General features: G+C 73.1%; 18 protein-coding genes. 11 read left to right on the forward strand and 7 right to left on the reverse strand.

Annotated features, from left to right (window positions below; all coding sequences use genetic code 11):
* Positions 1 to 3 precede the first annotated feature (3 nt).
* Genes OGH68_RS33600 through OGH68_RS33610 form a run of 3 tightly spaced genes read right to left on the reverse strand, consistent with a single transcriptional unit; the run spans position 4 to position 2812 of the window.
* Positions 4 to 1410, reverse strand: coding sequence for a lipase maturation factor family protein (locus tag OGH68_RS33600; protein ID WP_264249241.1), 1407 nt, complete (start codon positions 1408 to 1410; stop codon positions 4 to 6).
* 29 nt (positions 1411 to 1439) lie between these two features.
* Positions 1440 to 1970, reverse strand: a complete 531-nt coding sequence (locus tag OGH68_RS33605; RefSeq protein WP_264249244.1) for a DUF1990 family protein — start codon at positions 1968 to 1970, stop codon at positions 1440 to 1442.
* Positions 1967 to 2812, reverse strand: a complete 846-nt coding sequence (locus OGH68_RS33610; RefSeq protein ID WP_264249245.1) for a YndJ family protein — start codon at positions 2810 to 2812, stop codon at positions 1967 to 1969. Before OGH68_RS33610 ends, OGH68_RS33605 begins: the two co-directional genes overlap by 4 nt.
* A gap of 144 nt (positions 2813 to 2956) precedes the next feature.
* On the opposite strand from OGH68_RS33610, the gene OGH68_RS33615 reads away from it, so the two are divergent.
* Both OGH68_RS33615 and OGH68_RS33620 read left to right on the forward strand, forming a co-directional pair.
* Positions 2957 to 4117 (forward strand): DUF6777 domain-containing protein, encoded by a 1161-nt coding sequence (locus OGH68_RS33615; RefSeq protein WP_264249246.1) that lies wholly within the window; start codon positions 2957 to 2959, stop codon positions 4115 to 4117.
* 64 nt (positions 4118 to 4181) lie between these two features.
* Positions 4182 to 6254 carry a SpoIIE family protein phosphatase gene (locus tag OGH68_RS33620; RefSeq protein ID WP_264249248.1) on the forward strand — a complete coding sequence of 691 codons (2073 nt, stop codon included), beginning with the start codon at positions 4182 to 4184 and terminating at the stop codon, positions 6252 to 6254.
* Positions 6255 to 6288: 34 nt separating this feature from the next.
* Here the strand turns inward: OGH68_RS33620 and OGH68_RS33625 are convergent, their stop codons facing one another.
* On the reverse strand, positions 6289 to 6909 hold the full coding sequence (locus OGH68_RS33625) for a DNA polymerase ligase N-terminal domain-containing protein (protein ID WP_264250415.1): 621 nt from the start codon (positions 6907 to 6909) through the stop codon (positions 6289 to 6291).
* 254 nt (positions 6910 to 7163) lie between these two features.
* On the opposite strand from OGH68_RS33625, the gene OGH68_RS33630 reads away from it, so the two are divergent.
* The 3 genes from OGH68_RS33630 to OGH68_RS33640 are packed head-to-tail and all read left to right on the forward strand — an operon-like array spanning position 7164 to position 9901.
* Positions 7164 to 8156 carry an aldo/keto reductase gene (locus tag OGH68_RS33630; protein ID WP_264249249.1) on the forward strand — a complete coding sequence of 331 codons (993 nt, stop codon included), beginning with the start codon at positions 7164 to 7166 and terminating at the stop codon, positions 8154 to 8156.
* Positions 8153 to 8995 carry an amidohydrolase family protein gene (locus tag OGH68_RS33635; RefSeq protein WP_264249251.1) on the forward strand — a complete coding sequence of 281 codons (843 nt, stop codon included), beginning with the start codon at positions 8153 to 8155 and terminating at the stop codon, positions 8993 to 8995. The genes OGH68_RS33630 and OGH68_RS33635 overlap by 4 nt, the downstream gene beginning before the upstream one ends.
* A gap of 45 nt (positions 8996 to 9040) precedes the next feature.
* Positions 9041 to 9901, forward strand: coding sequence for an Fpg/Nei family DNA glycosylase (locus OGH68_RS33640; RefSeq protein ID WP_264249252.1), 861 nt, complete (start codon positions 9041 to 9043; stop codon positions 9899 to 9901).
* A 67-nt stretch (positions 9902 to 9968) separates the two neighbouring features.
* Here the strand turns inward: OGH68_RS33640 and OGH68_RS33645 are convergent, their stop codons facing one another.
* Positions 9969 to 10637, reverse strand: coding sequence for an anti-sigma factor family protein (locus OGH68_RS33645; protein ID WP_264249254.1), 669 nt, complete (start codon positions 10635 to 10637; stop codon positions 9969 to 9971).
* Positions 10638 to 10799: 162 nt separating this feature from the next.
* On the opposite strand from OGH68_RS33645, the gene OGH68_RS33650 reads away from it, so the two are divergent.
* The 5 genes from OGH68_RS33650 to OGH68_RS33670 all read left to right on the forward strand — a co-directional run bounded on the left by OGH68_RS33650 (position 10800) and on the right by OGH68_RS33670 (position 15468).
* Positions 10800 to 11597 (forward strand): LytR/AlgR family response regulator transcription factor, encoded by a 798-nt coding sequence (locus tag OGH68_RS33650; RefSeq protein WP_264249256.1) that lies wholly within the window; start codon positions 10800 to 10802, stop codon positions 11595 to 11597.
* A 129-nt stretch (positions 11598 to 11726) separates the two neighbouring features.
* The gene (locus OGH68_RS33655; RefSeq protein WP_264249258.1) at positions 11727 to 11996 is read left to right on the forward strand and encodes a hypothetical protein; all 270 of its coding nucleotides are present in this window, start codon (positions 11727 to 11729) and stop codon (positions 11994 to 11996) included.
* A gap of 122 nt (positions 11997 to 12118) precedes the next feature.
* Positions 12119 to 12499, forward strand: a complete 381-nt coding sequence (locus OGH68_RS33660; RefSeq protein ID WP_264249259.1) for a hypothetical protein — start codon at positions 12119 to 12121, stop codon at positions 12497 to 12499.
* A gap of 21 nt (positions 12500 to 12520) precedes the next feature.
* Positions 12521 to 14254 carry a cation acetate symporter gene (locus OGH68_RS33665; protein WP_264249261.1) on the forward strand — a complete coding sequence of 578 codons (1734 nt, stop codon included), beginning with the start codon at positions 12521 to 12523 and terminating at the stop codon, positions 14252 to 14254.
* Positions 14251 to 15468: a sensor histidine kinase gene (locus OGH68_RS33670; RefSeq protein ID WP_264249263.1), complete on the forward strand. Its 1218-nt coding sequence runs from the start codon at positions 14251 to 14253 to the stop codon at positions 15466 to 15468. Before OGH68_RS33665 ends, OGH68_RS33670 begins: the two co-directional genes overlap by 4 nt.
* 20 nt (positions 15469 to 15488) lie before the next feature.
* Here the strand turns inward: OGH68_RS33670 and OGH68_RS33675 are convergent, their stop codons facing one another.
* On the reverse strand, positions 15489 to 16004 hold the full coding sequence (locus OGH68_RS33675) for a hypothetical protein (protein WP_264249265.1): 516 nt from the start codon (positions 16002 to 16004) through the stop codon (positions 15489 to 15491).
* 84 nt (positions 16005 to 16088) lie between these two features.
* The gene (locus OGH68_RS33680; protein ID WP_264249266.1) at positions 16089 to 16706 is read right to left on the reverse strand and encodes a sigma-70 family RNA polymerase sigma factor; all 618 of its coding nucleotides are present in this window, start codon (positions 16704 to 16706) and stop codon (positions 16089 to 16091) included.
* 279 nt (positions 16707 to 16985) lie between these two features.
* On the opposite strand from OGH68_RS33680, the gene OGH68_RS33685 reads away from it, so the two are divergent.
* Positions 16986 to 18188: a CapA family protein gene (locus tag OGH68_RS33685; protein ID WP_264249268.1), complete on the forward strand. Its 1203-nt coding sequence runs from the start codon at positions 16986 to 16988 to the stop codon at positions 18186 to 18188.
* The last annotated feature ends 3 nt before the right edge of the window (positions 18189 to 18191 follow it).

Raw genomic sequence — 18191 nt, forward strand, 5'->3', positions numbered from 1 at the left:
GCTTCAGGACAGCCGTGCGGGCGCCAGGAACTCGCGTACGAAGGTGCGGTGCCACCGCGCCCCGGTCTCCCGCCGCTCGCGCCGGGTGGTGAACCGGTAGCGGTAGAGCCGCGCCCGCACATGGGTGGGCGGCGCGTCCGGGAAGGGGTTGCGCCGCAGCAGCCGGAGCGTGTCCCGGTCGCCGTCGAGCAACCGCTCCACGAACGGCAGGAACCACGGCCCTGCGTAGGCCGGGGAGAGCGCGGCGAACCACATCATCCAGTCGAGCCGCAGATGGTACGGGGCGTACTGGCGCGGCAGCCGGCGCACGTCGCCCGGCTTGCCCTTGAACTCGTACTCCCGCCAGACGGTCCCCTCGTGGAGCGTCCTCTCGTCCGTCCCCTCCACCACCAGCTCCTGCCGGACCCGGCCCACCGTGCCGAACGCGCCGTAGGAGTTCACCAGGTGCAGCGAGTCGTAGGAGCGGTTCATCGCCTGGTGCTTGGAGAGCAGGTTGCGTGCCGGGCGGTAGCTGAGAGCCAGGACCAGCACGGTCACGGCGATCACCACGATCCGGTACCAGAGCGGCGCCTCTGGCAGCGGGTGCGGGCCCGCGACGAGCGAACCGTCGAACGCGGAGAGGGCGATGACGATCGTCAGCCAGTTCAGCCACGCGAAGTTGCCCGACAGCACGAGCCACAGCTGGGTCACCACGATCAGTGCCGCGGCGACGCTCGCCACCGGCTGCGGGGTGAACAGCAGGAACGGCACGGCGAGTTGCACCACATGATTGGCCGCCGCCTCGACGCGGTGCACGGGCCGGGGCAGCAGGTGGAAGAGCCGGCTCAGCGGGCCGGGCATCGGCTGGGTCTCATGATGGAAGTACAGGCAGGTCAGATTGCGCCAGCAGGCGTCACCGCGGAGCTTGATGAGCCCCGCCCCGAACTCCAGCCGGAACAGCAGCCAGCGCAGCAGCCACAGCACCAGCACCGGCGGCTGGACGTGTTCGTTGCCGAGGAAGACCGCGAGGAAGCCGGTCTCCAGCAGCAGCGACTCCCATCCGAACCCGTACCAGGTCTGGCCGACGTTGACGATCGAGAGGTACAGCAGCCACAGCACCGCCCACCAGGCCATGGCGGCCCCGAGCGGAAGCCGGTCGGCCGCTCCGGCGACCAGGGCCGCGGAGAGCAGACATCCGGTCCAGGCGACCAGGGCGAAGAAACGGTCGGAGTAGTGCAGCCGGAACACCGTCGGTGAAGCGCGCCAGGGCACCCGGCGCAGGAAGTCCGGCACCGGCAGCATTCCGCGCTCGCCGATCAGCGCCTTGAACTGCAGGGCGGCGGAGAGGAACGCGACGAAGTACACGGCGGCGAGAGCCCGCTGGAACACCAGCCGGCTCAGCCAGTAAGCGTCGTCGCCGAACCACTCCATCCCCTCCAGTATCGGCCCGCGATCCGGGATCAGCCCGCAGCGATCCGTCGCAGCGTGTGGCCCAGCCGCCGTGCGTACCAGCGCTGCAGCACGGGCACCAGCGGGCCGCCGAGCCGGCTGTACCACGCGGCGGGCCGGCTGAACGCCAGCACGGTGAACCACACGGAGCCGTCGTCGTGCAGATCGACGGTGAAAGCCTCCTCGCCCAGCTCGGGATGGCCGGTGAGCGTGCCGTACGCGAAGCCGGTGCGGTTCTCGTCGTACACCGTCCAGATCACCTCGCACGGCACGGCCAGGCGGAGCGGACCGATGCCCGCGGAGACCTCGACCCGCACCCCGGGCGCCGCGCGCTCCGCGGACGCCCGTACCCCGGCCCCCGACGCACGGTGCATGCGCCAGGTCGTGACCGCGCGGCCCGCGGCCCCGAACGCGGCCCGGCCGGTCCCGATGCGGGTGGTGTGGTGCAGATGGTGGTAGCCGGCCGGGAGCGGGCCGAGCCGCGTCGCGCCGACCTCCGGGTAGTCGAGGCTGCGTGCGGGGTTCCGGCGTGCGGAGCTCATACGGCACTCTCCTTCATGTCCTTGATCGTTTCCATGTCCCCGATCCTTCGCCAGGCCAGCACCGAGCAGAGTGCGAAGCCGAGGGCGTTGCCGAGGCCGTGGGTGGCGGCCATCCAGGTCAGGCTGGGGTGCGGGAGGTCCGCGGCCTCGCCGACCGCCCAGCTCAGCGCCAGCAGCATCGTCGCCACCAGCACGGCCGCGGAGACCGCGAGCAGCGCCCGCGTCCACCGGTCGTGCTCAGGCCCGCGGACGTCGCGCCAGGTCACCAGGGCCACGGCCCACATGCCCGCCGTGAGCACCAGCGCACCGGCGAGCTCGGCCCAGTCGTCGATGAAGTAGCCCGCGAGGACGCCCAGCGTGCCGATCGGCACGCTGAGCGCGGCGAACCGCCCGAGCGGTCCGTCGGCCCGGCCGCAGACCAGGCCCGCGACGAGCGCGGCGGCGAACCCGGCGAAGTGGAAGTGCGGCACGGTCAGCGCCAGGATCGGCAGCGTGAAGCCGAACAGTTCGTGACCGGCCCGCTCCGCGACCAGCGCGAGCCCCGCGACGGACGGTGTGACCAGGGCGGTCAGTACCGCGACCTCCGCGGGCGCGACCGAGCGGGTGGCGGCGAGCCGCCGGACCGCCTGGGCGGCCGGCAGCAGTGTGCCGAACGCGAAGACGACCGCCAGTGCGGTCGCCGCATCCCCTCGTGGCAGCCAGAGCGCGACGGCGCCCGGTACGGCGAACAGCGGCCAGATCCGCCGAACGGGTGCGAGCCGTACGGGGTCGAGCAGCCGCAGCCCCGCCGGTACGACGATCAGCATCCCGAGCATGACGATCAGGTTGACCAGGACGGACATGCCGCACCCCCCACCGATTGAACGTGTTCAAACCTCTCTGGCGCCCAGCCTATGCGTCGAACTGAACGCGTTCAAGTCGCATCGCTCGTGATGATCCGTCAGAAATTGAGGGACATCCCGGGTTGCGGAAGGCAGGAGATCCTGGTGCGTTCACCGATGCGTGGTCTGTACGCGGCGGTCGCCGTGCTGTGCGTGGGGCCGCTGGCCGCCGGCTGCGGAGGCGAGAGCAAGGCGGCGGAACCGGAGGAGATCCTCCTCCAGTCGTCCGCGGCGACGGGCCCGGAGCCCTTCACGGCGTCGACCGCCAGCCCCGGCCGGCCCCCCGCCCTGCCGCGCGTCGCGAGCGCACCGAAGAGCCCGTCCGGTGGAGGGGTGACGCTGCGCACCATGTCGGGCTCGGCACCGGGGTTGTACGCCGGCACCCAGGAGGTGGCGGCCTGTGACGTCGCCGCGCAGGCCGGGCTGCTGGTCACCGACAAGGACAAGGCCCGCGCGTTCGCCGAGGGGGCGGGGGTCGAGCCGTCGGGCATCGGTGCCTTTCTGCGCGGCCTGACGCCGGTGCTGCTGCGCACCGACGTCCGCGTCACCGGACACGGCTTCCACGACGGCTCCGCCGTCGCCCGCCAGTCCGTCCTCCAGGCCGGTACGGCGATCCTGGTCGACCAGTACGGCGCCCCGCGGGTGCGGTGCGCCTCCGGCACGCCGCTGAAGAAGCCGGTCCCGGTCGGGGCCCGGATGGTCACCACGGGCACGGCCTGGCCCGGGTACCGCGCCGACCGGACGCTCGTCGTCAAGCCGGCGGCTCAGCCCGTCAACAACCTTCTGCTGGTGAGCGTCGTCGACAACGGCTGGATCGAGCGCCCGAGCGGAACCACGGGCGAGGACGACGCCCGGCCCGCGGCGATCCCGCCCGTCGACCCCGACGAGGTCTTCGCCGATCCAGGTCGCGACGAACCGGACGACGCCGCCGACCCTGCGGGCGCCGAGGGCGCGAGCTCCGGGCCGCGCCCCTCGGAGGCCGCACCACAGCCGCCCGCGGAACCCGCCGCCCCGCCCGCGGAACCCGCGCCGCCGGTCGAGCCCGCCCCGCCTGCGGAGCCCGGCCCGTCGGCGGCCCCGCAGCCCGACCTGCCCCCGGGGCCGCTCCCGGGGGTCCCGGACCAGGTGGAACCCGAGCCGGCCGACCCGTGGCTCCCGGACGACGCCGTCGGCGCCCACGACACCGACGGGGGAACGGGGGTCGGGTCCGATCCGGTCGCAACGGTCCCGGAGGAGCCTGCCGAGGGGGACGCGTTCCGGCGCTGACACACCGGGCAGGCCCCTCGCCCGACAGCTCGTGGATCGCGACAAATCATGGCAGAGTGGCTCCATGGCTGATCGGGCAGCGGGTGCCCTGTCGCTCCCCGACGACTGGCCGGCGCACGCGGACGTGAGTCTCATCCTCAACCGGATGGGCACCTTCGACTGGGATCTCACCAGCGGGCTCATGCACTTGGACGAGCCCGGGCTCGACGTGTTCGACCTGTGTGCCGAGGAGTACGACGGCCGTCCGGAGAGCCTTTCGACGCGGGTACCCGCCGACGAGGCCGTCCGTCTCGACACCATGGTGGCCCAGGCCCTGAAGAACGGGAGCGACAACTACGGCGCCTACTTCCGCATCCGGCGCCGTGACGGAAACCTCCGCTGGACCCACACCCAGGCCTGCGTACGGCGGGACGAGACCGGCCGCCCGGTGCGCATCATCGGGATCGTCCGGGACGCGACCCAGGAGCTCGCCGACTCCACCGCCCACGTCGAGGTCGACCTCGAGCGCCGCAGACAGACCAGCGTCGTCGAGAGCACCACCGCCGCCCTGGCCCACGCCCGGACCGTCCAGGACGTCATCGAACTGCTGAAGAGCTCCCACGGGCTGGAGCACCTCGGCGCCACCAGCCTGGTCATGGGCCTCCTCGAGTCCGGCCGGATCCACCTCGTGGCCGAGGGACCGGAAGGATCCTTCGTACCCGGCACGCGCTACACGAGAGTCGACGAGCAGTATCCGATGAGCGAAGTGGTGCGCACACTCACCCCCCGCTTCATCGAGTCCAAGGCCGACTTCGCCCGGTCGTACCCGGTCCTGTGGCCGCACATCAGCGGACTCGGCATCTCCGCCGCCGCCTATCTGCCGCTGATCGCGCAGGCCCGCCCCATCGGCGCGCTCGGCCTGCTCTACCGCGACAAGACCTCCTTCAGCGCCGACGAGCGCAACCTGCTCGTCGCGCTCGGCAGCAGCATCGCCCAGAGCCTCCAGCGCGCCGTGCTGTACGAGCAGGAGCACGACCTCGCCGAGGGCCTGCAGCAGGCCATGCTGCCGCGCCGCATCCCCGAGGTGCCGGGCGCGCAGATCGCGGTGCGCTACCGCTCCGCGCGGTTCGGCCGGGACATCGGCGGCGACTGGTACGACGTCATCCCGCTGCCCGGCGGCCGCGTCGGGGCGGTCATCGGCGACGTACAGGGGCACGACACGCACGCTGCCGCGGTCATGGGGCAGTTGCGCATCGTGCTGCGGGCGTACGCGGCCGAAGGGCATCCCCCCGCCACTGTGATGGCCCGGGCCTCCGTCTTCCTGCACGAACTGGACACCGACCGGTTCGCGACATGCATCTACGCCGAGGCGGACCTGTCGACCGGAGTGCTGCAGGTGGTCAGGGCCGGCCACGTCGACCCGCTGATGCGCGACCAGAGCGGCAGTTGCCGCAGGCTGGCGATGTCGGGCGGCCTGCCTCTCGGCCTGTCCGCGGAGTTCGGCCGGCTGGAGTACCCGGTCGTCATCATCGAGATGGACCCGGGGCAGACGCTGGTGATGTACACCGACGGCCTGGTCGAACAACCGGGCGCGGACCTCGACGACGGGATGCAGCTGCTGTCCGAGCTGGTCCACGACGGTCCCCGGGACGTCCAACTGCTGGCCGACCGGCTCTGCGCAGTGGTGGACGAACGCGGCGGCGACGACGACGTGGCGCTCCTGCTGCTGCGCCGCAAGGGCGCCTACACCGGCCGGCCGGGCGGCCGCCTCCAGCAGCACGTGGGCCAGGGCGACCCGGAGGCGCTCCGGTCGGCCCGGCACATGGTGCGCGCGGCCGTGGGGGCGTGGGGGGCCCGCCACCGCGCGGACGACATCGAGCTGGCCGCCGACGAGATGATCACCAACGCGCTGATGCACACCGACGGCGGGGCGATCATCACCGTGCGGGTGCCGACCGGCGCGGAACGGCGGCTGCGGGTGGAGGTCGAGGACCGCTCCAGCGCGCTGCCGCGCCGGCGTGAGGCAGGGGTGTCGGGCGTCTCGGGGCGGGGCCTGATGCTCGTGGACCTGCTGTCCGACAGCTGGGGGGTCGAGTCACGCGGCAGCGGCAAGTGCGTGTGGTGCGAGTTCCGCATGCCGGACAGGCCGGCGCGGTGACGGGCGCGGCGGTGCCGCGGGTGCCCGTGCCGGTTCAGGAACGGCCGGCCTCCGCGTCCGCCGCCACCCGCTTGAGGGTGCGGCCGGTGCGCGCCGACCGGGCGCGGCGCGGCTCCGGCGCGTCGTGCGAGGAGGCGTGCCGGTCCTGCTTCTTCACCAGCAGCCACGTCTCGCGCTCACCGCCCCGGCCGCCGCGGGTGCGGGTGAGGGCGTAGCCGCCGTGCAGCTTCGCGCCGTCGAGCCAGAACGAGGCGTGACCGTTCTCCAGGGCCTCGGCGAAGGGGATCTCGTTGCCGCGCCGGTCGGTGGCGAGACTCCGGTAGCTGCCCTCGTCCCAGATGAGGACGGTCCCGGCGCCGTACTCGCCCGGCGCGACGACCCCTTCGTAGTCCGCGTACTCCAGGGGATGGTCCTCGGTCGGCATGGCCAGCCGCTTCGTGCCCGGATCGGCGGACGGCCCCCTGGGGACCGCCCAGCTCTTGAGGACGCCGTCGACCTCGAGGCGGAAGTCGAAGTGCATGGTGCTCGCGTCATGGATCTGCACCACGAACGAGCGGGCTTCGCCCTCGCGGGGGCCGCCGTCTCCCGAGGGCTCGGTGGTCCGGATGAAGTCGCGCTTGCGGCGGTACTCCGCCAGGGCGTCGCGGGCGGGCATGGACACCTCCTCGGACGTGGCGTACACGCCGGGCACGGCAGAAACGGCGGACGCCGCGGACACGGTGGACGTCGCCGGACGCGGTCGTTCGGCTCGCGAGTACCCGGCCGGCCGTCTCTCAAGCGTCCTTGTACATCGGACAGATGGATCTGCAGGAACGGGATTCTCCGGCCACCGGGGTGTTGACGGGCCGAAGAGATCCGATGAATATCGTGACCGGACGTCCGGATCCAGGGCGAGGGGGCAACAGCCGGATGCGACGCACCAGGCTCGGGCACAGCACCGTCGAGATCACCGAACTGTCCTTCGGGGCGTCCGGCATAGGAAACCTCTACACCCCCGTGGACCACGACGACGCGATGGCCACGGTCGACGCCGCGTGGGAGGCGGGCGTCCGCGCCTTCGACACCGCACCCCACTACGGACTCGGACTCGCCGAGCGAAGACTCGGCGAGGCGCTGCGCGCCAGGCCGCGCGACGCCTACAGCCTCTCCACCAAGGTGGGCCGGCTGCTCGAACCGTGCCCCGTCGACGGCGACGACCTCGACCACGGCTTCGCGGTACCCGCCGACCACCGGCGGACCTGGGACTTCAGCGCCGACGGCGTACGCCGCAGCATCGAGGAGAGCCTGCAGCGGCTGGGCCTGGACCGGATCGACGTCGCTCTCCTCCACGACCCGGACGACCACGAGGAGGCCGCGCTGCGGCACGCCTACCCGGCGCTGGAGGCACTGCGCGCCGAGGGAGTGGTCGGCGCCATCGGCGCGGGCATGAACCAGGCGGCGATGCTCACCCGCTTCGTCCGCGACACCGACATCGACGTCGTGCTGTGCGCCGGCCGCTGCACGCTGCTCGACCAGAGCGCCCTGGCCGAACTGCTGCCGGCAGCCGCCGCACGCGGCAAGAGCGTCGTCGTCGGCGGCGTGTTCAACTCCGGCCTGCTGGCCGACCCCCGCCCCGGCGCCCGCTACGACTACACCGCCGCACCACGGCATCTCGTCGAACGTGCCCTGCGCCTGAAGGACGTCGCCGGACGCCACGGCGTCCCGCTGCGCGCCGCCGCGCTGCACTACCCCCTCGGCCGTCCCGCCGTGGCCGGCGTCCTGACCGGCGCGCGGTCCGCCGCAGAGGTCCGTGACACGGCCGGGCTGCTGGCCGTGCCCGTACCCCCCGCGCTCTTCGACGACCTGCGCGCCGAAGGACTGCTGCGGGACAGGCCCCCGTGGAGTGCGGAGGAGCGCCGGTGACCCTCGTCGACGCCCACCACCATGTGTGGGACCTGTCCGTACGGGACCAGGAGTGGATCAGCGGGCCCGGCACGGCCGCCCTCCGGCGCAGCTTCGGCATCGAGGAGCTGGCGCCGCAGGCCCGCGCCGCCGGTGTGGACGCCACCGTCCTCGTCCAGACGGTGTGCGTCGCGGAGGAGACGCCCGAGCTCCTCGCGCTCGCCGCCGTCGGCGGCCTCGTCGCCGGTGTCGTCGGATGGACCGACCTCACCGCACCCGGTGCGGCCGACGCTCTCGCCGCCCTGCGGGAACTCCCGGGCGGGCAGCGGCTCGTCGGCATCCGCCACCAGGTCCAGAGCGAACCGGACCCCCGCTGGCTGCTGCGTGCCGACGTCCTGCGCGGCCTGGCGGCCGTCGCGGAGGCCGGGCTCGTCCACGACATCGTGGTACTGCCGCACCAGCTGCCCGCGGCCGCCGAGGCGGCCGCCCGGCTGCCGGGACTGACCTTCGTCCTCGACCACCTCGGCAAGCCACCCGTCGCCTCCGGCGCACTCGAGCCCTGGAGCTGCGCGGTACGCCGCCTCGCCGCGCTGCCGAACACCGTCTGCAAGCTCTCCGGACTCGTGACGGAGGCCGACCGGTCCTCATGGACCGTCGAGGATCTGCGGCCCTGCGCGGACACCGTGCTGGACGCCTTCGGCCCGGACCGGCTGATGTTCGGCTCCGACTGGCCCGTGTGTCTTCTCGCCGCCGGTTACGGGGAGGTCCTCGACGCCGCCCGCGCACTGACCGGCCACCTCGGTGAGGCGGAGCGGCGTGCCGTCTTCGGGGGCACGGCGACCCGCGTGTACGGGCTCTGAGCGACTCGGCGCGCGACGGGCCCTTCGCTGCGGCAGGGTGGAGTCATGCCCGAACTGCCCGAGGTCGAGGCGCTGCGCGAATTCCTCGACACCCACCTGGTGGGCCGCGGCATCGCCCGTGTGCTGCCGGTGGCCGTCAGCGTGCTCAAGACGTACGACCCGCCGCTCTCCGCCGTGGAAGGGGCCCGGGTCACCGCCGTGGACCGGCACGGCAAGTGGCTCGACGTCACAGCCGGCGGACTCCACCTGGTGATCCACCTCGCCCGCGCGGGATGGCTCCGGTGGCAGGACGAGCTCCCCGCCGCGCCGCCCAGGCCCGGCAAGGGTCCGCTGGCCCTGCGGACGGTGCTGGCCGGGGGCGGTGGTTTCGACTTGACCGAGGCCGGCACGACCAAGCGCCTCGCCGTGCACCTCGTACACGATCCGGCCGATGTGCCCGGTGTGGCGGCGCTGGGGCCGGACCCGCTCGCCGACGACTTCGACCGTGCCGCGTTCGACCGCGTGCTCGCCGGCGAGCGGCGCCGGATCAAGGGAGCACTGCGCGACCAGAGCCTCATCGCCGGCATCGGCAACGCGTACAGCGACGAGATCCTGCACGCGGCGAAGATGTCGCCCTTCAAACCGGTGCAGAACTTGGACGACGCGGAACGGGACGCCCTGTACGAGGCGCTGCGGTCGACGCTCGGCGAAGCCGTCGAACGCTCCCGGGGGCTGGCGGCGGGCCGCCTCAAGTCGGAGAAGAAGAGCGGACTTCGCGTCCACGGCCGCACCGGGCAGCCCTGCCCCGTCTGCGGGGACACCGTGCGGGAGGTGTCCTTCAGTGACTCGTCGCTGCAGTACTGCCCGACCTGCCAGACCGGTGGCAAGCCGCTCGCCGACCGCAGGCTCTCCCGTCTGCTCAAGTGACGCCGCGCCGCCGGGGCAGACGTGACGCCGGCGCACACGGGGCGCCGGGGACGCCGGGGCGGGCCGCTCAGCCACCGATCGACAGCAGCCGCTCGCCGCCGTCCGAACGGACCTCCCAGCGGCCGATCTCGGCCGGGTGCAGCCCCGTGCTCGCCTCCAGATCCAACGGGCCCTGCCCGCCCGGTTCCTCCGTGACGCCGTAACCGCCCTTCGGGACCCACCAGCTGAGCACCGGATGCTCCACCCCGTCCTTGCCGATCGCAATGAGCCGGCAGGTGCGCGGACCGGCGAGCCCGCTCAGCCGCATCGCGACCGACGTACCCCAGTCGCGGTCCTCCAGCGCCACCGACGCGGTCACCCCGGAGACGGGATCCGACGCGACCACCCGGGGCGGCTCGGGGTCCTCGGCGTCCTGCACGGTGACCACCGCGGTGGGCAGGGCGACGATCAGCGCGGCGGCCACGGCCACCAGCCGGAAGCGGCGCCTGCGCTCCCTCCGCCGCTGCGCCACCACGGCGCCGGTCAGGCGTTCGAGCAGCTGCGGACGGGGGCGGGCGTCAAGCCGGCCGGGACCGGCGAGCTCGGACAGCGCGGCCGCGACGCCGGTGAAGCCGGACAGCCCCACGGCACACGCGACACAACCGGCGAGATGCTCCTCGAACCGATGGGTGTCGGCCGGTTCCAGGATGCCCAGCGCATAGGCGGCCACATCCCGGTGCGGCTGCTGCCGGCTCATGGGCGGTCCTCGTTTCCTCAAGGTGTTACGGGCGGTCACCCTGGAATACGCGGCAGAAACGCGCTCTGCTCAACCCGCGGGCGACCCGGCCGCAGTCGCAAAGCCGACCGCCTCCCACAGGGGCGTGGCCCCGGCGCCGGGAGCGGACCTAGACTCCGCTGCATGCTGCGCGTACTGGCCGTCGACGACGAGAAACCTGCGCTCGAGGAGTTGCTCTACCTCCTGCGTGCCGACTCACGGATCCGCAGCGCGGAGGGAGCGACGGACGCCACGGAGGCGCTGCGTCGCATCGGGCGCGCCCTGGAGGCCGGTCCGGACGGCGAGGAAGCGATCGACGTCGTGTTCCTGGACATCCACATGGCCGGGCTGACGGGGCTGGACGTCGCGAGGCTGCTCGCCGGATTCGCCCGCCCGCCCCTGATCGTCTTCGTCACGGCGCACGAAGGCTTCGCGGTCCAGGCGTTCGACCTCAAGGCCGTCGACTACGTGCTCAAGCCCGTGCGCAGGGAGCGCCTCGCCGAAGCGGTGCGCAGGGTCCGCGACCTGGTCGTCGCGCTGGGCGAACCGCAGCGGACCGACCAGCCGGCGCCGGCGCCGGAGGCCGCACCGCAGGCCCCGGCCGGGGGAGCGGAGCAGATACCCGTCGAACTCGGCGGGGTCACCCGCTTCGTGCCGGTGGACGACATCACCTACGTGGAGGCACAGGGCGACTACGCCCGTCTGCACACCGCCGCGGGCAGCCATCTGGTCCGCATCCCGCTGTCCGCGCTCGAGGAGCGCTGGGCGTCACGCGGCTTCGTACGGATCCACCGCAGCCATCTGGTGGCCCTGGGCCGCATCGACGAACTGCGGCTGGACGCCGGCGCGACGACCGTACGGGTCGGTGACGCCGAGCTCGCGGTCAGCCGGCGTCACGCGCGTCAGCTGCGCGACCTGCTGCTGCGGCACGCCAGGGGCTGACCGACCGTTCGGCGACCACCGGCAGCCGTTCGTCGCCCGGAACCCGCCGCACGGCGATGCGGCAGCGGCCCCGGCCACGGGCGCACAGGCCCGCGCCTAACCTTGATCGCGCCGGGAAGAAGGGGCCTGATGCGCGACATCGACGCACTGCTGGACGAGCTCCGAGGCGTTCCGCGGACCCGCCCGGCCGACCCCCACGACCTTCAGGCGCTCCTCGCCACCGTGCGCAGCGCCGCGGGGCGGTGGGCCGACGTGCTGGACGAGATCCGCCAGTCGGCACGGGGCATCGCCGGACCGCGCGCGGAAGCGGCCCTGGAGGTCGCCTTCCGCAGGGCCGAGGAGTCGTACGTCGAGCTCGAGATCGCGCTGCGGGACTGCGCCCGCGACACCGGCCGCTGACCCGCCGCCCCTCAGGACGCAGCTGTCCGGGAGAGCCCCGCCCGTCTCTACCGTCGGTAATCGCTCCTGCGTAGACTCCACCATCTCCCCGAGTTCGCCGACAGACGCTGGAGCGGACGACCATGTCTGCAGAGCAAGCCCCACGCCGCGAGGTGGTCACCGGTGTGCCGCGCGGCACCCGCCGCCCGCCCGGCCACGCACCCGCCCGCTCCGAGATCAGCGAGCAGACCACCCTCGGCACCACCTATGTCCGCTCACTGATGCGCACCCAGCTGCGGGCGGCCCTGTACGCGCTCGGCACGCTCGCCCTGCTCGTCGGCTCCCTGCCGCTGCTGTTCGCGCTGCCCGCCGCCCTCGGCGGTTCGGCCGGGTCGCCGGAGCCGTTCGTCTGGGCCGCGCTCGGGGTGGCGGTCTACCCCGTGATGTGGCTGATCGCCCGCTGGTACGTGCGCCGGGCCGAGCGCAACGAGCGGGACTTCGTCCGGCTCGTCGAGGGCCGCTGAGGTGCCCGCGGGAGAAGCCACGTGAACCAGACCTACGCGGTGGCCGCCGTCACCGTCGTGGTGCTCGCCACCGTGCTCGTCGGCGCGCTCGGCCTGCGCATATCCCGCACCACCTCCGACTTCTACGTCGCCTCCCGCACCGTCAAACCCGCGCTGAACGCGGCCGCCATCAGCGGCGAGTACCTTTCCGCGGCGTCCTTCCTGGGCATCGCGGGGCTGGTGCTCCTCCAGGGCCCGGACATGCTCTGGTACCCGGTCGGCTACACGGCCGGCTATCTGGTCCTCCTGGTGCTCGTCGCCGCCCCGCTGCGCCGCTCGGGCGCGTACACGCTCTCCGACTTCGCGGAGGCCCGTCTCGAATCGGCGCAGGTGCGCAGGCTGGCCAGCCTCTTCGTCGTCGGCATCGGCTGGCTTTACCTGCTGCCGCAACTGCAGGGCGCCGGCCTGACCCTGCAGATCCTCACCGGTGGGCCGGACTGGGTCGGCAGCGTCGTCGTCGCCCTGGTCGTCACCGGTGCCGTCGCCGCCGGCGGCATGCGCAGCATCACCTTCGTCCAGGCCTTCCAGTACTGGCTGAAGCTCACGGCCCTGCTGGTGCCGGCGCTGTTCCTCGTCGGGGCGTGGTTCGGCGACGACGCCCCGCGTGCCCGGTTCGACGCGCCCGCCGTCTTCCAGAAGCACACGGCCGTACGCATCGACGACACGGTCCGTGTCGATGTGGACGCGCCGCTGACGCTCACCGTCTCCGGCACGGTCGACGGCGTGCGGCACCAGGACCGTCCCGTCGCCCTGGAGGAGGGAACGCACCGGATCGAGGCGGGCACGACGCTGGGCTTCCCGAAGGGCGCGGAGGTGCCCCGGCGGACCACCGAGGGCACCGACCCGTTCAGCTGGTCGCAGCCGCTGTCCGGCGGCCGGGACGGCCACCGGCTGTACGCGACGTACGGGCTGATCCTCGCGACCTTCCTCGGCACCATGGGCCTGCCCCATGTCGCCGTCCGCTTCTACACCAGCCCCAACGGCCGGGCCGCCCGCCGCACCACGCTGGTCGTGCTGGGGCTGATCGGCGCCTTCTACCTGCTCCCGCCGGTCTACGGCGCGCTGGGCCGCATCTACGCACCGGAGCTGGCGCTCACCGGCGCCGCCGACGCCGCCGTACTGGTGCTGCCCGACCGGATCGTGGGCGGGCTCGCCGGCGAACTGCTCGGCGCACTGCTCGCCGGCGGCGCCTTCGCCGCCTTCCTGTCCACCGCCTCCGGCCTCACCATGTCCGTGGCCGGAGTGCTCACCCAGGACGTGCTGCCCTCGCGCGGTGTGCGGCACTTCCGGCTCGCGACCCTGCTCGCGATGACCGCGCCGCTCGCCCTGAGCGTGGTGGCGACGAAGGTGCCGGTCGCCGATGCGGTCGGGCTCGCCTTCGCCGTCTCCGCCTCGTCGTTCTGTCCGCTGCTGATCCTCGGCATCTGGTGGCGCGGGCTCACCCCGCCCGGCGCGACAGCCGGTCTCGTCGTCGGCGGCGGCGCGGCACTGACCGCGGTGATGGCCACCCGGACCGGCCTGGCACCGGAGGGCTGGACGCACACGCTCATGGCCTGGCCCGCCGTCTGGTCGGTGCCGCTCGGCTTCCTGACCATGATCGGGGTGTCCCTGGCCACCCGCCGCCACATACCGGCCGGAGCCGCCGCGACCCTGGCCCGGCTTCATCTGCCGGAGGGTCTGGTGGGCCGGCCGCAGCACGAAGGAGCACCACGATGACCGGGACGGGCATGGCCGCACTGGCCGTGGTGGGCATCCTGCTGCTGGCCCTCGGCGCGGTGATCGGCCGGCTGACGGCCGGACGCGGCGCTGACCGCCCGGACCTGGACCTCGGTACGCCCGTCGAACGCGCCACCTTCCACACCCTGCACACCGCGTCCCTCGCCGCGCCGCCGCTGCGGGCGGGCCTCACCGAGGACACAGCGCGCAAGGCCGCCCGCCGGCTGCGCCCGCTGCTGGGGACGGAGGCCCTGTGCCTCACGGACCAGGAAGGGGTCCTCGCCTGGGACGGGCCCGGCGCCGACCGCCACCGGCAGCAGGTGATGGCGCTGGTGGCGGAGGTGCTCGACTCGGGGCGCAGCAGAAGTGTCCACGCCGAGTGCGACGAGCTGGACTGCCCGCTGCGCTGGGTCGTCATCGCACCGCTGACCGGCGAGGAAGGCGTGCTGGGCGCGCTGGTCGCCTACGGCTCCCGGGAGTCGGCCGTACTGGTGCGGGCGGCCACCGAGGTGGCCCGCTGGGTCTCCGTGCAGCTGGAGCTGGCCGAGCTGGACCGGTCCCGCACCCGGTTGATCGAGGCGGAGATCCGGGCCCTGCGGGCACAGATCTCCCCGCACTTCATCTTCAACTCGCTGGCCGCGATCGCGTCGTTCGTCCGCACCGATCCGGAGCGGGCCCGTGAACTGCTGCTCGAGTTCGCCGACTTCACGCGCTACTCGTTCCGGCGGCACGGCGAGTTCACCCAGCTCGCCGACGAACTGCGCTCCATCGAGCAGTACCTGGCCCTCGCCGGGGCCCGCTTCGGCGACCGGCTCAAGGTCACGCTCCAGGTCGCCCCGGAGGTCCTGCCGGTCACCCTGCCCTTCCTGTGCCTCCAGCCCCTGGTCGAGAACGCCGTCAAGCACGGCCTCGAGGACTCCAGGAACGTCTGCCGGGTCACGATCGCCGCCCAGGACGCGGGCGCCGAGGCGGTGGTGACGGTCGAGGACGACGGCGTGGGCATGGACCCGCAGGTGCTGCGCGCCATCCTCGCCGGTGAGCGCACCACGTCCTCGGGCATCGGCCTGAGCAACGTCGACGAGCGGCTGCGCCAGGTGTACGGGGACGACTACGGGCTGGTCATCGAGACCGCCGTCGGCGCCGGGATGAAGATCACCGTCCGTATCCCCAAGTACCGGGCGGGCGTCCACTCCTCGGCGGGTCCGCGGCCCTGAGCTGATCCCCGCGGGGAGGTTCACCACAGGTGGATCGCCAGGTGACCGAGGGGCAGACCGAGCTCCCAGGCGGGCATCCAGACCTGCGCCGCCTCGTCGGGAGGGACGTCCGCGGGACGGGAGGGGTGCCAGGGCTCCAAACCCGTGAGGTCGGTGGCGAGCAGTTCCGTGTCGCGCAGCAGGCGCCAGGCGTCCGAGGCGAGCGCGAGGTCGGGGTCCTCGCCGCCGTGCCGCTCCCGTGCCGTACGGTCGGCGAGCCGGCCTTGCACCCACTGCGGCCAGGGGTGTCCGTACGAGGTGACGGTCAGCCACTCGTCGACCTGGGCCGCCGGTGACGCACCGGAGAACGGGTCGGCACCGTCGCACAGATGGATGGTGAGGGCGAGCGCCTGCCGGCCGGCCCGGAACTCCAGCGAGTCGGGCTCCACCAGGGCGGCGGTGCGCAGCATCTCGTCCGCGGTGTATTCGGCGCACAGCCACGCCATGGGGACGGCGATACCGCCTCCGCTGGTGCCGTTCGTACTCCCGGGCTGCACGTTCCCCACCCTCTCCCGTACGACTGGATTCGCTTCTCGACGACGAGCCTCCACCGACAGACACGGTGGAGTGGGCCTGTTTGCTCAACTCGCCCGTGACGTTTCGCAAACGACCGCCCGGCGGCGACCACCGGTGGGGGAGGCGGCCATCACCGTGGCTCCCGGGGCGGACGTGGCGGCGCGCCTGCTGTACCCCGGCAGACAGCGGGCGAGGGCGCGCAGCGCGTAGTACGAACGCGACTTGACGGTGCCCGGCGGGATGCCGAGGGCCTGCGCGGCCTCGTTGACGCTCAGCCCGTGGAAGTAGATCTGGACGAGCACGGCGCGGTGCTCGGGGCTCAGCGAGCCGACCGCGGCACGCACGTCCAGGGCGGCGACCGCACTCTCGGTGACGTCCGCCGGGTCGGGCGTGGTGGCCAGCACCCCGTCGCCGATCTCGGTGGGCCGGGCCATCCGGGAGCGCCGGGCGTCGATGGCGAGGCGGCGTCCTACGGTGAACAGCCAGGGGCGCATGGACTCGTACGGGGCGTCGAACGCCTCGGGGTGCTGCCAGGCCCGTACCAGCGTCTCCTGCAGCAGGTCCTCGGCGCGCTGCTGGTCCCCGTAGGTCAGGCCCAGCAGAAAGTTCAGCAGCGCGGGGCCGTGCTCCCGCTGCAGCTCCGCCATGGCCTGCTCGTCGGTCGTCGCGGTCGCCGTCGCCATCGCCTACACCCTTTCTCCGCAGAGGTCCGCTGACACGTGGCGTATACGAACGCATCCCGGCGCACAGCGACAGACGGCGTGCCGCGGTCTGTCGGCGAACGGTCGCAACCAGCGGCGAGTGGTGCGGTGAGCGGTCGACCGGGCCGCCGGGGTCGGTGGAATGCGCGGGTCCGTTGCAGCGACCGGATCGGCTGTGTCGCTTGACTCGGCACGTCCTCCCCTGTGGATTCAATTCATCCGATATTCCGTTAATCGTGCAAATCGGGAGGCTGGTCGACGATGCCACACGCGCGATCCGCGCCACGGGCCACGGCGGCCGTCTGCGCCGTCCTGCTCGCAGGAGCCGCGGGCTGTGCCGGACACGACCCCGGCCACCCGGCGGCGCCCCGGCCCGGCTCCACAGGCGCCGGACCCTCCGCGGCCCCCGGCGCCGCCTCCGAGCCCCGCGGCTTCACCCTGGTGGCCAGCGGCGACGTCCTGCCGCACGACTCGATCATCGACCAGGCCAGGCTGGACGCCGGCGGCCACGGCTACGACTTCCGCCCCATGCTCGCCGGGGTGGGCCCGGTCGTCTCCCGCGCCGACATCGCCGTCTGCCACATGGAGACCGTCTACGGGGAGAACGGGAACTACACCGGCTATCCGAGCTTCAAATCGCCACCCGAGATCGCCACCGCACTCGCCCACACCGGCTACGACTCGTGCTCCACCGCCTCCAACCACACGCTCGACGACGGCGCCGCCGGAGTACGCCGCACCCTGGACGCCCTCGACCGGGCGGGCATCCGGCACGCCGGCTCAGCGCGCACCCCTCAGGAGGCGGACCGACCGGCCTGGCTCACGGCCGCCGGCGCCAAGGTGGCCCACCTCGCCTACACCTACGGCACCAACGACATCCCGCTCCCCGAAGGCCAGCCCTGGGCCGTCGACCTCATCGACGAGCAGCAGATCGTCGCCGGCGCCCGCGAGGCCAGGAACGCCGGGGCCGACGTCGTCATCGTCAGCCTCCACTGGGGCACGGAATGGCAGACCGAGCCCGACCGGCAGCAGCTGGACCTCGGCCGGTCCCTCACCGCGTCCACGACCGGCGGGCGCCCCGACATCGACCTGATCCTCGGTACCCACGCCCACGTCCCCCAGGCGTACGAGAAGGTCAACGGCACCTGGATCGTCTACGGCATGGGCGACCAGATCGCCGGCGACATGATCAACCACTGGGGCGAGCAGGACCCCCGGGGCAACCAGGGCTCCCTCGCCCGCTTCACCTTCTCGCCCCCCGCCACGCCCGGGGGCCGGTGGGACGTCACGAAGGCCGAGTACATCCCCCAGTGGATGGACACCGCCGCGGGCCGGGTCGTCAACCTGCCGGAGGCGATGCGCCGCGAAGGCCCGCGCGCCGACTACGCCGAGGCCGAGAAGGCGGTGACCGACGCTGTCCTCAGCCGTGGTGCGGCAGCGGACGGTCTCACCAAGGGCCGCTGAGCG

The organism is Streptomyces peucetius, from assembly GCF_025854275.1.
GTDB classification, from domain to species: domain Bacteria; phylum Actinomycetota; class Actinomycetes; order Streptomycetales; family Streptomycetaceae; genus Streptomyces; species Streptomyces peucetius_A.